Genomic DNA, 12,376 nt, shown 5'->3' with positions numbered 1-12,376 from the left:
GCGCCGTTCCCGCCGCGGTGTTTTTCTCGCGTTTCGATGGGCCATAGGCATATGCACAGGTTTCATTCGATCAGCGTTGTCATCTCTTTGTTTGTTTTCTGGCTGGTGCTGTCCGGCTATTTCACGCCGTTTCTTGTGACGGTGGGCTTGGTGTCGTCCGTGCTGGTCGTGTTGTTTGCGCACCGCATGTCGGTGATCGATCGCGAAGGGCATCCGCTCGAGTTGCGCGCCGGCGTGTGGTCGTACTGGCCGTGGCTGGTCGTCGAGATCGTGAAATCGGCGTGGACAGTCTCCAAGCTCATCGTGCATCCGCGCCTGCCGATCAGCCCGACCATGATGCGCGTCAAGATGAGCCAGACGAGCGCGGTCGGGCAGGTGATGTACGCCAATTCCATCACTTTGACGCCCGGCACGATTTCTGTTGCGATTGAGGGCGATGAAATCCTGGTGCACGCCCTGACTCAGGCCGGTGCCGAGGACCTCGCGGGAGGCGAAATGGATCGACGGGTCAGTGCGTGTGAGGCGCGCGCATGATGTACGCGGTGGTGGTCGGCGCTTTGTTGGTGTCGTTGTGCTTGCTGCTGGTGCGGGCCTTGCTCGGACCGACCGTTTTTGATCGGGCGCTGGCGGGGAATGCCGTCGGGACGGTGGCGATGTTGCTGCTCGCGATCTTCCAGTTTGTGTCCGGCCGCCCGGAGTTCGTCGATCTGGCGCTGGTGTACGGGCTGCTGAATATCGTCGGTACCATCGCGGTCCAGAAGTTTTTCCGCTACGGCGATCTGGGCGAGCCCGGCGTGGCGGACGAGGAGCACCGGCTGTGAGCGCGGCAATCGATATCCTCAGCATGATCCTGATGGGCGCAGGCGGCGTGTTCTGCGTGATCGGCGCGTTTGGCGTGCTGCGCATGCCGGGCTTCTACACGCGCATGCATGCGGCCAGCGTGATCGACACGCTCGGCGCTAGCCTGATCATTGTCGGCTTGTTGTTGCAGTCGGGCTTCACGCTGGCGAGCGGCAAGCTGCTGATTCTGTGGCTGCTGATTTTCTTCTGCTCGCCGACCGCGTCGCACTCGCTGGCGAATGCAGCGCATCGGCGCGGGGTCACCCCGTGGCAACCGGATCAAGGAGCGAAATCATCCTCGAAGAACTGACTGCCGTCGTGTTGCTGACACTCATGGGCGCTGCCGCCATCGGCATGGCGCGCCAGCGCAATCTATACGGCGTGGTGCTGCTTAGCGGCATCTATAGTTTTTTGATGGCTACCGTCATGGTGGTGCTCGATGCCGTCGACGTAGCCATGACCGAGGCCGCCGTCGGTGCGGGGATTTCGACCGTGCTGTTGTTCGGCGCCATCCATCTCACCGGCGGCACCGAGTCGAAGCCTATTCATCGGCCGTGGCTGCCCTTGCTGGTGGTGGTCGCCACCGGCGCGATGCTGGTGTACGGCACGCTGGGGCTGCCGGCGTTCTCCGATCCTGGCGCGCCCATCCACCAACACGTTGCGCCGCGCTACCTGACCGAAGGCCCCGTGAAAACCGGTGTGCCCAACGTGGTGACGGCCGTGCTGGCAAGCTATCGGGGCTTTGACACGCTCGGCGAGACCTTTGTGGTGTTCACCGCCGGCATTGGCGTGATCGCCCTGTTGGGGCGCCGCCGGCCGAGGCGGCCGCTCGACAAGTCGCGTGAGGAGAGCAAGGAATGAGACTGGACATCATTCTTCGTGTGCTGGCCAAGCTGCTGATCCCCTTTGCGCTCGTGTTTGGCCTGTATGTGCAGTTTCACGGCGACTACGGCCCCGGTGGCGGATTCCAGGCGGGCGTGATTGTGGCCGCTGCGGTGATCTTTTACGCCCTGATCTACGGCCTGCCGGCGGCGCGACGCGTCGTCCCCACCGAGATGGTTCAGAGCTTGATGGCGATTGGCGTACTGCTGTACTCCGGCGTGGGCATCGCGTCCATTTTGCTGGGCGGCAACTATCTTGACTACTTCGTGCTCGGCGCCGATCCGGTGTCCGGACAGCATCGTGGCATTTTCTGGGTCGAGATGGGGGTGCTGATTACCGTGGCGTCGGTGATGCTCAAGATCTTCTATGTGTTTGCCGGGCGTCGTCGCGATGCCGAGGAGGCTGAAGAATGACCTTGGCCAGTCATTTCAGCTATTGGGTCACGGTCCTGCTGTTGATGGTCGGGCTGTTCATCGTCATGGCGCGCGAGAACCTGATCAAAAAGCTGATTGGCCTCGGCATTTTCCAGACGGCGGTGTACTTGCTCTACATCGCACCGGGCAAGCTGATCGGTGGCGTGGCGCCGATCGTTGGCGGGCAGTTCGCGGTGTATTCCAACCCGCTGCCGCATGTGCTGATTCTCACCGCGATTGTGGTCGGTGTGGCAACGCTGGCCCTCGGGCTGGCGCTGGTCGTGCGGATCAAGGAGGCCTACGGCTCAATTGATGAGGATGAAATTCTCCTGATGGATGCGCGGGACGACACCTCGCCCGAACCCGAAGCTAAGGACGGCTGACCCGTGCTGACACAGCATTTTCCCGCCTTGTTGGTGGTGGTGCCGCTGATGGCCGCGCCGCTCATCGTGTTTGCTCGACGATCGCTGGCAAGCTGGCTGATCGCCTTGCTGGCGACGGCGATCACCTTTGGCATCGCAGCCAGCCTGCTGGCCCAGACGCTGTCCGAAGGCACCCTCGTCTACGCCATGGGCAGTTGGGAGGCGCCGCTGGGCATCGAATACCGCATCGACGCGGCCGGCGCCTTTGTGGCGGTGATCGTGGCCGCGATGGGGCTGATCGTGATGCCCTACAGCCGTGTCGGCATCGCCGCCGAAGTGCGCAGCGAAGAGCACTATCTCTACTACGCGCTGATGATGCTGTGTCTGGCGGGCCTGCTCGGCATTCTGGTCACCGGCGACGCCTTCAACGTGTTTGTGTTTCTCGAGGTGTCCTCGCTGGCCACCTATGTGCTGATCGCCATGGGGCGAGACCGGCGGGCCTTGGTCGCGGCGTATCAATACCTGTTGATGGGCACCATCGGCGCGACCCTGTATGTGGTCGGTGTCGGTTTGCTCTATCTCGAAACCGGCACATTGAACCTTGCCGACATGGCGACGCGTCTTGTCGATGTTGGCGATTCGCGCGGCGTGCTGGCGGCGCTGGCCTTCATCACCGTCGGTATTTCGCTGAAGATCGCGCTGTTCCCCCTGCATCTGTGGCTGCCCAACGCCTATGCCTACGCGCCGTCGCCGGTGTCCGCCTTTCTGGCGGCGACAGCCACCAAGGTGTCGATCTATGTGCTGATGCGCTATTTCTTCACCATTTTCGGCGCGACCGAGGTGTTCGATGCGCGCGCCACTGGCGCGATCCTGCTCGGGCTGTCGCTGGCGGCCATGTTCATCCCGGCCGTGGTGGCGATTTTCCAGCACGACATGAAGCGGCTGCTGGCGTATTCCAGCGTGTCGCAGATCGGCTACATCACGCTCGGCATCAGCCTGGACTCGGTTGAGGGCCTGATGGCCTCGGCCATGCACCTGTTCAACCACGCGTTGACCAAGGGCGGACTGTTTCTGGTGCTCGGCGGGGTGGTGCTGCGCTGTGGTGGCGCCGGGTTTGACCGGCTCGCGGGGCTGGGTCACACCATGCCGGTGGCGGCCTTTGCCATGGTGGTCGGCGGCCTGAGCCTGATCGGCGTGCCGGGCACGGCCGGCTTCATCAGCAAGTGGTACCTCGTTAGCGCCGCGATGCATGAGGGGCAGTGGTGGCTGGTGGGCGCGGTGCTGGCCAGCTCGCTGCTGGCGGTGATTTACGTCTGGCGCTTTGTTGAGGTGGCGTACTTCCGCGCACCGCCGGCCGACCATCCGGCGCCGGGCGAGGCGCCGCTGTCGATGCAATTGCCGGCGCTGGCGATGATCGCTGCTTGCGTGTATTTCGGTATCGACGCCACCTGGTCCAGCGAGGTTTCCATGCGCGTGGCCGAGGTGCTCATGTACAACCCGGGTGTCGGCCAATGACTGAAGACATCCAACTGATCAGTCTGCTGCTCACGCCGCTGGTCGGCATGTTGCTGCTGGCGCTGGCCGGCCGCTGGCCGAACGTGCGCGAAGCGATCACCCTGATCACCGCCGTCGTGCTGTTCTCCGAGTCGATTCAGCTGGCGGTCGACGTGTTGGGCGGCGCGCGCCCCGGGCTGACGCTCATCGAGATGCTGCCGGGGCTGACCCTGCGCCTGGCGGTCGAGCCGCTGGGGGCGGTGTTCTCGGTGATCTCATCGGGCCTGTGGATCATCAGCACCCTGTATTCGATCGGCTACATGCGCGGCAACAAGGAGAAGAAGCAAACCCGCTTCTTCGTGTGTTTTGCCGGCGCCATCTTTGCTGCCCAAGGCATCGCGCTGGCCGGCAACATGCTCACCTTGTTCATGTTCTACGAGGCCATGACGCTGATCACCTATCCGCTGGTGACGCACCATGGCACCGATCACGCACGAAATTCGGCCCGTACTTACCTTGGCGTGTTGCTGGGCACCTCGATCGCGTTCCTGCTCTCCGGCCTGCTGGCCACCTGGGTGATTGCGGGCACGCTCGATTTCCGTCAGGGCGGCATCCTCGCCGGCCACCTCGGTGCGACCGGCACGGCGCTGTTGCTGGTGCTCTACATGTTCGGTATCGGTAAGGCGGCGTTGATGCCTTTCCATCGCTGGCTGCCGGCGGCGATGGTGGCGCCCACGCCGGTGTCGGCCCTGCTGCATGCGGTGGCGGTGGTCAAGGCGGGTGTGTTCACCATCGTCAAGGTGATCGTGTATATCTTCGGCACCGACAACCTGATGTCGCTTGGCAGCGCCGACTGGGTGCCCGTCATCGCCGGTTTCAGCATCCTCTCGGCGTCCATCGTGGCGCTGCGCGCGGACAACCTCAAGCGGCGGTTGGCCTACTCGACGGTCAGTCAGCTGTCGTATGTCACTCTGGCCGCGACCTTGCTGGCCCCGATTTCCATTGTCGGTGCCGTGCTGCATATCGCCGCCCATGCGCTGGGCAAGATCACCCTGTTCTTCGCGGCCGGCTCGATCTACACCGCCGCGCACAAAACCGAGGTCAGCCAGCTCGACGGCATTGGTCGACGCATGCCCTGGACCATGGTGGCCTTCTCGATTGGCGCGCTGTCGATGATCGGTCTGCCGCCGGCGGCCGGTTTCGTGTCGAAGTGGTACATCCTGTCCGCGGCGATTAGCCTGGAACACTGGCTGGCGGTGGGGGTGCTGGCGCTCAGCACCTTGCTCAACGCCGGCTATTTTCTGCCGATTGTGTGGCGTGCCTTCTTCCGTGAGCCGCCCAGTGACGATGATGATCACCACGACGAGCATCATGCGGCGCATGGCGAGGCGCCGCTGCTGATGGTGTTTGCGCAAACCGCAACGGCGTCGATGACGATCGGCCTGTTCTTCTATCACGAGCCGGTGTTGCGACTGGCGCGCGCCGTGGCGGGGGCCTTCTGATGCGACAGAACGCGTTGTTTTCTCCGGGCAAACGTCTGTGGCACACGCTGCTGGCGGCCTTGCTGCTGATGCTGGTCGCCGGCCTGTTTGTTGAGTCGCACCCGCATTTCGGCATTGATGCCGTGCCGGGCTTCAATGCCTGGTTCCCGATGCTCGCTTGCGCGGTGCTGGTGGTGTTGGCGCGTGGCCTGGGTCGCATTTTCGGACCGCGGGAGGATGAAGATGGACGCTGAACTCCTCCACCATCCTGCGATCTGGCTGATTCTCGGCGGCATTGTGATGGGCTTCCTGCGCGGTGCGCCGCGGGTGCTGCTGTCGCTGAGCTTGCCGCTCGTCGCTGCGTGGCTGTTGTGGCAGATCCCCGAGGGCATCTACGGCGGCGTGCCCTTTCTCGACTATCTGCTCGATGTGCTGCAGGTCGATCGCCTGGGCCGGCTGTTTGCCCTGGTGTTCATGCTGGCCTTGTTTGTCGGCAGTGTGTATGCAATGGGCCAGCGTAGCCGGCTCGAAGTGCCGGCCGCCTTTGTGTACGGTGGCGCGGCGGTGGGCGCGGTGCTGGCGGGCGACTGGATCACCCTGTTCCTGTTCTGGGAGCTGATGGCGATCGGCTCAACGCTGGTGATCTGGGCCGGCGGCCGTGAAGCCTATCCGGCGGCGATGCGCTACCTGATGGTGCACCTGTTCGGCGGCGTGGTGTTCATGGCCGGCATCACCGCGCATCTGGTGGGCGGCGGCAGCCTGAGCATCGAGCCGCTGGCGCTCGAGGGCGTCGCGCACTGGCTGATTCTCGCCGGTGTCCTGATCAACGCGGGCGCCTTCCCGTTCTGGTCGTGGATTCCTGACGCCTATCCGCGCGCCTCGTGGAGCGGCATGGTGTTCCTCTCGGCCTTCACCACCAAGACGGCGGTGTATGTGCTGATGCGCAGCTTCCCCGGCGCCGAGGTGTTGATCCCGATTGGTCTGCTGATGGCGGGCTACGGCCTGATCTACGCGCTCATCGAAAACACCGCTCGGCGCGTGCTGGCCTACGCCATCGTTAATCAGGTCGGCTTCATGATCGCGGGCATCGGCATTGGCACGGAGATGGCGCTCAACGGCGTGGCGGCGCATGCCTTTGCGCACATTGTGTACAAGGCGCTGCTGCTGATGGCGATCGGCGCGGTGATTGTGCAGACCGGCAAGCGCGACTGCACCGATCTGGGCGGTCTGGCGCGGCAGATGCCGGTCACCACCGGTTTCGCCATCTTCGGCGCGCTGGCCATGTCGGCGCCACTCACGGCCGGCTTCATCACCAAATCGCTGGTGCTGCAGGCAGCGGCCGACGCGCACCTGACTTGGGTGTGGCTGGCGATGATGGTGATCGCCGCGGGCGTGTTCCTGGCCGCAGGCTTGAAAGTGGTGGTCTTCGTCTTCTTTGGTGAATCCCGCGATCTCGACGCCGAAGAAGCGCCGCCCAGCCAGCGCTGGGGCATGCGCCTGCTCGCGCTGACCAGCCTCGCGGTGGGTTGCTACCCGCCGCTGCTTTACGACCTGCTGCCGTACCCGATCGACTACCAGCCCTACACCGGCTCGCATGTGGTCTTCCAGCTTCAGCTGCTGCTGGCCACCACGGTGGTGTTCTTTCTGCTGCGCGGGCACCTGGTCAAGATGCTCGGCTCGCTGATCGACATCGACTGGTTCTACCGCACGCTCGGCCCGCGCTGGGTCAAAGTGATGGTCTACGGCGTCAGTATCGAGATTCGCGAGGTGGTGCTGGTACTCATGCGCGGCATTGCCAATCTGCTCGGTAGCTTGCGCCGGCACTACGGCACGCGCGGCGTGCTGGCGCGCACCTGGCCGTCCGGCAGCATGGTGATGTGGGTCGCTTTGCTACTGATGATGTATCTGGCACTGTTCTATCTGTCCTGAGGCGGTAAACTGCGGCATTGTCTTTTGCCGTGCAGCCATGAAACCGACCCGCCAAGCGCCCGCCACCCCATCGTCCGACACCCCTCGTCGCCTGCAACGCGCGCCCGCCGCACCGCAACCGGCGTCGGAAACCGCCGCGCCGCAAGGCGTGCGCCTGTCCAAAATCATGGTCGAACGCGGCATGTGCAATCGCCGCGACGCCGACGCCCTGATCGCCCGCGGTGACGTGTTTGTCGACGGCAAGCGAATCACCGAACTCGGCACCCGGATTTCGCCCGATGCGGTCATCACTCTGGCCGAGGGCGTGACGCTGCGACCCATGCCGACCCCGCCGGTGCCCGAAAAGCCGACCGCCGACGGCGTACGCCTGTCCAAAGTCATGGCTCAGCGCGGCATGTGCTCGCGCCGCGAGGCCGACGCGCTGATCGAGCGCGGCTGGGTGTTTGTCGATGGCCAGCGCGTCAATGAACTGGGCACGCGCATCTCGCCCGACGCCACGGTGACGCTCGACAAGCGCGGCGAAGCCAAGCAGGCCGAGCGGGTCACCATCGTGCTGCACAAGCCGATGAGCTTTGTCTCGGCGCAGCCCGAAGACGGCCATCAGGCCGCGGTCACGCTGGTCACCCCCGACCGCCTGTTCGGTGGCGGTACCTTCTCGCGCGACCACCTCAAGGGCCTGGCCCCCGCCGGCCGACTCGACATCGATTCCACCGGCCTGCTCATCCTCACCCAGGACGGGCGCATCGCCCGCCAGCTCATCGGCGACGATTCCACGGTCGAAAAAGAGTATCTCGTGCGCGTCTCGGGCGCGTTGTCCGACGATGGCCTGGCCCTGCTCAACCACGGACTGAGCCTGGACGGCAAAGTCCTGCGCCCGGCCACGGTGCGCTGGCAGAACGAAGACCAGCTCAGCTTCATTCTCAAGGAAGGGCGCAAGCGCCAGATCCGCCGCATGTGCGAGCTGGTCGGCCTGAAAGTCGTCGGCCTCAAGCGGGTGCGTATCGGCAAGGTCGTGCTTGCCGATCTGCCGGTGGGGCAGTGGCGGTATCTGCGTCCGAACGAAGGGTTTTAAGGCCGGCAAACGTAGCCCCGGATGCTGCGCAGCGGAATCCGGGGCCGGTGGTGAAACAGGCACGGCTTGCGCCACGATCCGATGTCTCTTGGATTCCAGAGTTTGTGCGTGTTCAGGCGATGAATCCCGGATTCCGCTGCGCTGCATCCGGGCGATGCATCAATCTGCCCGTAGCGCCTCCACCGGGTCCAGCGTGGTTGCCTTGCGCGCCGGCAGCACGCCGGCGGCGAGGCCGATGAGCACGGCCGAGACCTCGGCCAGCACGGCGAATTCCCACGGCGTGTGCACCGGCAGCGCCGGTACCAGCAGGCCCACCAGCTGCGCCAGGGCGACGCCGGCGACCAGGCCGATCAATCCACCCACCGCCGCCAGCGCCACGGCCTCGCCGAGAAACAGCGCGAGGATGGTGCGCCGACGCGCGCCGAGGGCCACCAGCAGGCCGATCTCGCCGGTGCGCTCGGTCACCGCGATGGTCATGATGGTGACGATGCCGACCCCGCCCACCAGCAGCGAGATGCCGCCCAGCGCGCCGACCGCGGCGGTGAGGATGTCGAGAATATTGGACAGGCTGTCGAGCATGTCGGCCTGGGTGGTCAGCGCAAAGTCTTCGCGGCCGTGGCGGGCGATGAGCAAGCGGGTCACGCTCGCGCTGACCTGCTCGGATGACACGCCCTCCTGATACGACACGTTGATCTCCATCAGCCCCTCGCGGTTGTACAGCGCCAGCGCGCGGCCGGTGGGGATGTAGGCGGTGTCGTCGAGGTCGGTGCCGAGGAACTGGCCCTTCGCTTCCATTACGCCGATCACCCGAAAGCGTTCGCCGCCGATGCGGATGCGTTGGCCGAGCGCGTTCTGCGAGCCGAACAACTCCTGCTTGAGCGTGGCGCCGAGTACCGCCAGCGCGCGGGGCTGGCTGGCGTTATCGTCCGGCAGGAACTGACCGCTGCGCACGCTCATGGTGAAGGCCTGCACCATGGCCGGGCCGACGCCGTATACCGAGCTGCGGCGCACCCGGCCATTGCCTTCGATCTCCGAATTGCCCCACACCACCGGGGTGACCGCGGTGACGCCCGGCACGCGCTCCAGCGCCTGGGCGTCGGCCAGGGTGAGCGGGCGCGAGGTGCTGGGCAGACCCGGCGGGCCGCCGCGGGCGCCTTTCTTGCCGGGGGCGATCTCGATCACATTGGTGCCGAACTGGGTGAACTCGGCCAGCACGAACTGGTGGATGCCCTCACCGATGGAGGTCAGCAGGATCACCGCGGCGATACCGACCGCGATGCCGAGCAGGGTCAGAAAGCTGCGCAGGCGCTGGGCAACCAGGGCCCGAACCGACAGCGAGAGAAAGTCGCGCCAGTTCATCCCGTCGGATCACGCTCTTGCCGACGCGGCTGCAGGCTACTTTGCGCTTTCAACACGGAGTCGCACCTCGTCGCCAAAACTCAACTTCACGCGAGCATGTGAATGTCCGCCGCTGCGCTCTGAAAGAGACTTGAGCGAGTTCGAGCGGAGCGATACGCGGGCTTGCGCAGGACGGGTCCAGTCCCACGTGACGGAAAAGCTATAGCTATGATCGCCGGCCTTTGTTGTTGCTTTGAGAGACTCACCCGTGGGCATCGTTATCTCGAAATCAAATCCTTCTCGTAAGCGCGGCATTTGCGCAAGATTGTCCACAGCCTGCTCGAAAGGAACCCAAGGGGTGTCGGAACACAGCCCTTCTGGATACAGTTCCTCCAGCGTTCTTCCGGGATTTGAACACGCTTCCGCTTCGAGAAATCTAACGGTCAATTCGTCTTCGGCCAGTAGTTCTGGGAGTGGAAGCCAGGACAGAGAAACATTCTCTGGCCCTTCGTTATAGAGGCCTCCACTGACGTCGCAGTGCCCAATTTCATGGGATACACAGTTGCCGAAGACGGAAACCTGCATGATATTCAGGCCGTGCGCAGCAACTGTCACCAAGTGCTCGTCGTTTAACAGGACGGTGAGGCTGGGATACATTGGGTTTACCTCTTGGACAGGGCGTCGACCGCATCCAGCGTGGCGGCGTGGCGGGCCGGCATGACGCCGAACAGCACACCGGTGACGATGGCGGTGCCGAGGCCGGCGAACACCGCCCAGTCCGGCGGGTAGGCCGGCAGCACCGGGAACATCAGCCGCAGCCCCCAGGCGCCGAGATGGCCGAGCAGCAGGCCCGCCAGCGCGCCGGCGATGGACAGCAGCGCGGCCTCGGTGAGAAACACCAGACGGATGATGCTGCCGGTGGCGCCCAGCGCCTTGAGCAGGCCGATTTCGCTGGTGCGCTGGGTGATGGCGACGAGCATCACGTTCATCACCAGAATGCCGGCCACCGCCAGGCTGATGGCGGCGATCCCGGCGACGGCCAGGGTGAGCGCACCGAGGATGCGGTCGAAGGTGCCGAGCACGGCGTCCTGGGTGATCAGCGTTACATCCTCCTCGCCGTCATGGCGGGCTTTGAGGATGTCGAGGATCTGGGTCTTGGCGGCGGGCACGGCGTCGCGGTCGCGCGCTTCGGCGAAGATGCGGAACAGGCTGGAGGCATTGAACAGCGCTTGTGCCGCGGCGACGGGAATGATCACCAGCTCGTCGGCATTCATGCCCAGCCCCGAGCCCGAGGCGGCGAGTACGCCGATCACGCGGTAGCGCCTGTCGCCGACGCGGATCATCTGGCCCAGCGCGGGCTCGGCGCCGAATAGCTCCTGGTGCAAGGTGGCGCCGATGACGGCCACGGCCGAGCCGCGGCGCCAGTCTTCCTCGGGCAGGAAGCGGCCCTGGCCGAGGCGATAGTTGCGGATGTCGGCAAAGGCGGTGGTGGTGCCGATCACCATCACCTCGCGCAGTTTGCCGGCGTAGGCGATCTCGGAGTTGCCCAGCACCAGCGGCGCCACACGGGTGACCCGACCGGCACGCAGCAGTGCGGCGGCGTCGTCGACGGTGAGGTCGCGCGGGGTGTTGGTGACGAAGCTGCCGGCACCGACGCCGCCGGTTTCGGTGCGGCCCGGCAGAACGATGATCAGGCTGCTGCCCAGCGCCGAGAACTCGCGCACCACATAGCGGCGGGCGCCGTCGCCCAGCGCGGTAAGCAACACCACGGCGGCCACGCCGATGGCCATGGCCAGCATCATCAGCCCGGTGCGCATGGGGTAGGCGGTGGCAGCCCGGGTGGCAAAGCCGAGGATGTCGCGGCTGCGCATCATGGCGCGGGGCGTTTCGAGTCCGAATCGATGCGGCCGTCTTCCATGCGGATCTGCCGCTGCGCGCGCTCGCCCATGTGCGGGTCGTGGGTGACGACGATCAGCGTCACGCCGCGACCGTTGAGGGCTTCGAGCAATTGGGTGACTTCTTCGCCGGTGGCGCGGTCGAGGTTGCCGGTGGGCTCGTCGGCCAGCAGCATGGCCGGCTGCATGATGGTGGCGCGGGCGATGGCGACGCGCTGGCGCTGGCCGCCGGAGAGCTGGTCGGGGCGGTGGTCGCCGCGTTTGGCGAGGCCGAAGTCGTCCAGCGCCTGGGCGACGCGGGCCTTGCGATCGTGTGGCGAGATGCCGGCCAGTAGCAGGGGCAGGGCGATGTTCTCCTCGGCGGTGAGGCGTGGCACGAGGTGAAAGCTCTGGAAGACGAAGCCGATGCGTTCGCGGCGCACGCGCGCCTGCTCGTCGGCGCTGAGCGTGGTGACGTCGCGCCCTTCGAGGCGGTAGTGACCGTCGTTGGGCCGGTCGAGCAGGCCGAGCAGGTTGAGCAGGGTGGACTTGCCCGAGCCGGACGGGCCCATCACCGACACATATTCGCCCGCGTCGATGCGCAATTGCACATCCTGCAGGGCATGCACTTCGCTGTCGCCGAGCTGGAAGATGCGCTGGATGTTGTCCAGTTCGATCTGTGCCATGGCGG

Annotated in this window: 15 protein-coding genes; 11 read left to right on the top strand and 4 right to left on the bottom strand. The window is 65.2% G+C overall.

All coding sequences use genetic code 11. The features are described from left to right. Positions 1–36: 36 nt before the first annotated feature. Genes FHP91_RS18640 through FHP91_RS18590 form a run of 11 tightly spaced genes read left to right on the top strand, consistent with a single transcriptional unit; the run spans position 37 to position 8,473 of the window. Positions 37–534: a Na+/H+ antiporter subunit E gene (locus FHP91_RS18640; RefSeq protein WP_144311005.1), complete on the top strand. Its 498-nt coding sequence runs from the start codon at positions 37–39 to the stop codon at positions 532–534. Then, the gene (locus FHP91_RS18635; RefSeq protein WP_222105252.1) at positions 531–821 is read left to right on the top strand and encodes a monovalent cation/H+ antiporter complex subunit F; all 291 of its coding nucleotides are present in this window, start codon (positions 531–533) and stop codon (positions 819–821) included. The genes FHP91_RS18640 and FHP91_RS18635 overlap by 4 nt, the downstream gene beginning before the upstream one ends. Positions 822–844: 23 nt before the next feature. Continuing rightward, positions 845–1,150, top strand: coding sequence for a monovalent cation/H(+) antiporter subunit G (gene mnhG, locus FHP91_RS18630; protein WP_144311004.1), 306 nt, complete (start codon positions 845–847; stop codon positions 1,148–1,150). After that, positions 1,108–1,701, top strand: coding sequence for a DUF4040 domain-containing protein (locus FHP91_RS18625; protein WP_222105251.1), 594 nt, complete (start codon positions 1,108–1,110; stop codon positions 1,699–1,701). The genes mnhG and FHP91_RS18625 overlap by 43 nt, the downstream gene beginning before the upstream one ends. Continuing rightward, a complete protein-coding gene (locus FHP91_RS18620; RefSeq protein ID WP_144311003.1) occupies positions 1,698–2,135 on the top strand; it encodes a Na(+)/H(+) antiporter subunit B in 438 nt (145 codons plus the stop codon). Before FHP91_RS18625 ends, FHP91_RS18620 begins: the two co-directional genes overlap by 4 nt. Then, positions 2,132–2,518: a cation:proton antiporter subunit C gene (locus FHP91_RS18615; protein WP_144311002.1), complete on the top strand. Its 387-nt coding sequence runs from the start codon at positions 2,132–2,134 to the stop codon at positions 2,516–2,518. Before FHP91_RS18620 ends, FHP91_RS18615 begins: the two co-directional genes overlap by 4 nt. A gap of 3 nt (positions 2,519–2,521) precedes the next feature. Next, positions 2,522–4,012: a monovalent cation/H+ antiporter subunit D family protein gene (locus FHP91_RS18610; RefSeq protein WP_222105250.1), complete on the top strand. Its 1,491-nt coding sequence runs from the start codon at positions 2,522–2,524 to the stop codon at positions 4,010–4,012. Beyond that, positions 4,009–5,493: a monovalent cation/H+ antiporter subunit D family protein gene (locus tag FHP91_RS18605; protein ID WP_144311001.1), complete on the top strand. Its 1,485-nt coding sequence runs from the start codon at positions 4,009–4,011 to the stop codon at positions 5,491–5,493. Before FHP91_RS18610 ends, FHP91_RS18605 begins: the two co-directional genes overlap by 4 nt. Continuing rightward, the gene (locus FHP91_RS18600) at positions 5,493–5,726 is read left to right on the top strand and encodes a hypothetical protein (protein ID WP_144179233.1); all 234 of its coding nucleotides are present in this window, start codon (positions 5,493–5,495) and stop codon (positions 5,724–5,726) included. The genes FHP91_RS18605 and FHP91_RS18600 overlap by 1 nt, the downstream gene beginning before the upstream one ends. Further along, on the top strand, positions 5,716–7,401 hold the full coding sequence (locus FHP91_RS18595; protein ID WP_144311000.1) for a Na(+)/H(+) antiporter subunit D: 1,686 nt from the start codon (positions 5,716–5,718) through the stop codon (positions 7,399–7,401). The genes FHP91_RS18600 and FHP91_RS18595 overlap by 11 nt, the downstream gene beginning before the upstream one ends. Before the next feature lie 37 nt (positions 7,402–7,438). Continuing rightward, complete coding sequence (locus FHP91_RS18590; RefSeq protein ID WP_246116372.1) at positions 7,439–8,473, top strand: pseudouridine synthase; 1,035 nt, start codon at positions 7,439–7,441, stop codon at positions 8,471–8,473. 159 nt (positions 8,474–8,632) lie between these two features. On the opposite strand, the gene FHP91_RS18585 is transcribed toward FHP91_RS18590, so the two are convergent. Genes FHP91_RS18585 through FHP91_RS18570 form a run of 4 tightly spaced genes read right to left on the bottom strand, consistent with a single transcriptional unit; the run spans position 8,633 to position 12,371 of the window. Continuing rightward, positions 8,633–9,832 carry an ABC transporter permease gene (locus FHP91_RS18585; protein ID WP_144310999.1) on the bottom strand — a complete coding sequence of 400 codons (1,200 nt, stop codon included), beginning with the start codon at positions 9,830–9,832 and terminating at the stop codon, positions 8,633–8,635. A 36-nt stretch (positions 9,833–9,868) separates the two neighbouring features. Then, a complete protein-coding gene (locus FHP91_RS18580; protein WP_144310998.1) occupies positions 9,869–10,468 on the bottom strand; it encodes a hypothetical protein in 600 nt (199 codons plus the stop codon). Between the two features lie 5 nt (positions 10,469–10,473). Next, positions 10,474–11,682 carry an ABC transporter permease gene (locus FHP91_RS18575; RefSeq protein WP_144311095.1) on the bottom strand — a complete coding sequence of 403 codons (1,209 nt, stop codon included), beginning with the start codon at positions 11,680–11,682 and terminating at the stop codon, positions 10,474–10,476. Then, a complete protein-coding gene (locus FHP91_RS18570) occupies positions 11,682–12,371 on the bottom strand; it encodes an ABC transporter ATP-binding protein (RefSeq protein WP_144310997.1) in 690 nt (229 codons plus the stop codon). The genes FHP91_RS18575 and FHP91_RS18570 overlap by 1 nt, the downstream gene beginning before the upstream one ends. Positions 12,372–12,376 lie beyond the last annotated feature (5 nt).

Origin of the sequence: Denitromonas halophila (genome assembly GCF_007625155.1) — a bacterium.
Lineage (GTDB): Bacteria > Pseudomonadota > Gammaproteobacteria > Burkholderiales > Rhodocyclaceae > Nitrogeniibacter > Nitrogeniibacter halophilus.
The sequence above is the reverse complement of the archived record's forward strand: the minus strand, read 5'-3'. Positions and strand labels throughout refer to the sequence as shown.

Bases quoted from the DNA above. Each gene is read 5' to 3' on its own strand.
- FHP91_RS18590 (WP_246116372.1), top strand. From the start codon at position 7,439: ATGAAACCGACCCGCCAAGCGCCCGCCACCCCATCGTCCGACACCCCT.
- FHP91_RS18600 (WP_144179233.1), top strand. From the start codon at position 5,493: ATGCGACAGAACGCGTTGTTTTCTCCGGGCAAACGTCTGTGGCACACG.
- mnhG (WP_144311004.1), top strand. From the start codon at position 845: ATGATCCTGATGGGCGCAGGCGGCGTGTTCTGCGTGATCGGCGCGTTT.
- FHP91_RS18640 (WP_144311005.1), top strand. From the start codon at position 37: ATGGGCCATAGGCATATGCACAGGTTTCATTCGATCAGCGTTGTCATC.
- FHP91_RS18620 (WP_144311003.1), top strand. From the start codon at position 1,698: ATGAGACTGGACATCATTCTTCGTGTGCTGGCCAAGCTGCTGATCCCC.
- FHP91_RS18635 (WP_222105252.1), top strand. From the start codon at position 531: ATGATGTACGCGGTGGTGGTCGGCGCTTTGTTGGTGTCGTTGTGCTTG.
- FHP91_RS18570 (WP_144310997.1), bottom strand. From the start codon at position 12,371: ATGGCACAGATCGAACTGGACAACATCCAGCGCATCTTCCAGCTCGGC.
- FHP91_RS18615 (WP_144311002.1), top strand. From the start codon at position 2,132: ATGACCTTGGCCAGTCATTTCAGCTATTGGGTCACGGTCCTGCTGTTG.
- FHP91_RS18580 (WP_144310998.1), bottom strand. From the start codon at position 10,468: ATGTATCCCAGCCTCACCGTCCTGTTAAACGACGAGCACTTGGTGACA.
- FHP91_RS18575 (WP_144311095.1), bottom strand. From the start codon at position 11,682: ATGCGCAGCCGCGACATCCTCGGCTTTGCCACCCGGGCTGCCACCGCC.
- FHP91_RS18595 (WP_144311000.1), top strand. From the start codon at position 5,716: ATGGACGCTGAACTCCTCCACCATCCTGCGATCTGGCTGATTCTCGGC.
- FHP91_RS18585 (WP_144310999.1), bottom strand. From the start codon at position 9,832: ATGAACTGGCGCGACTTTCTCTCGCTGTCGGTTCGGGCCCTGGTTGCC.
- FHP91_RS18605 (WP_144311001.1), top strand. From the start codon at position 4,009: ATGACTGAAGACATCCAACTGATCAGTCTGCTGCTCACGCCGCTGGTC.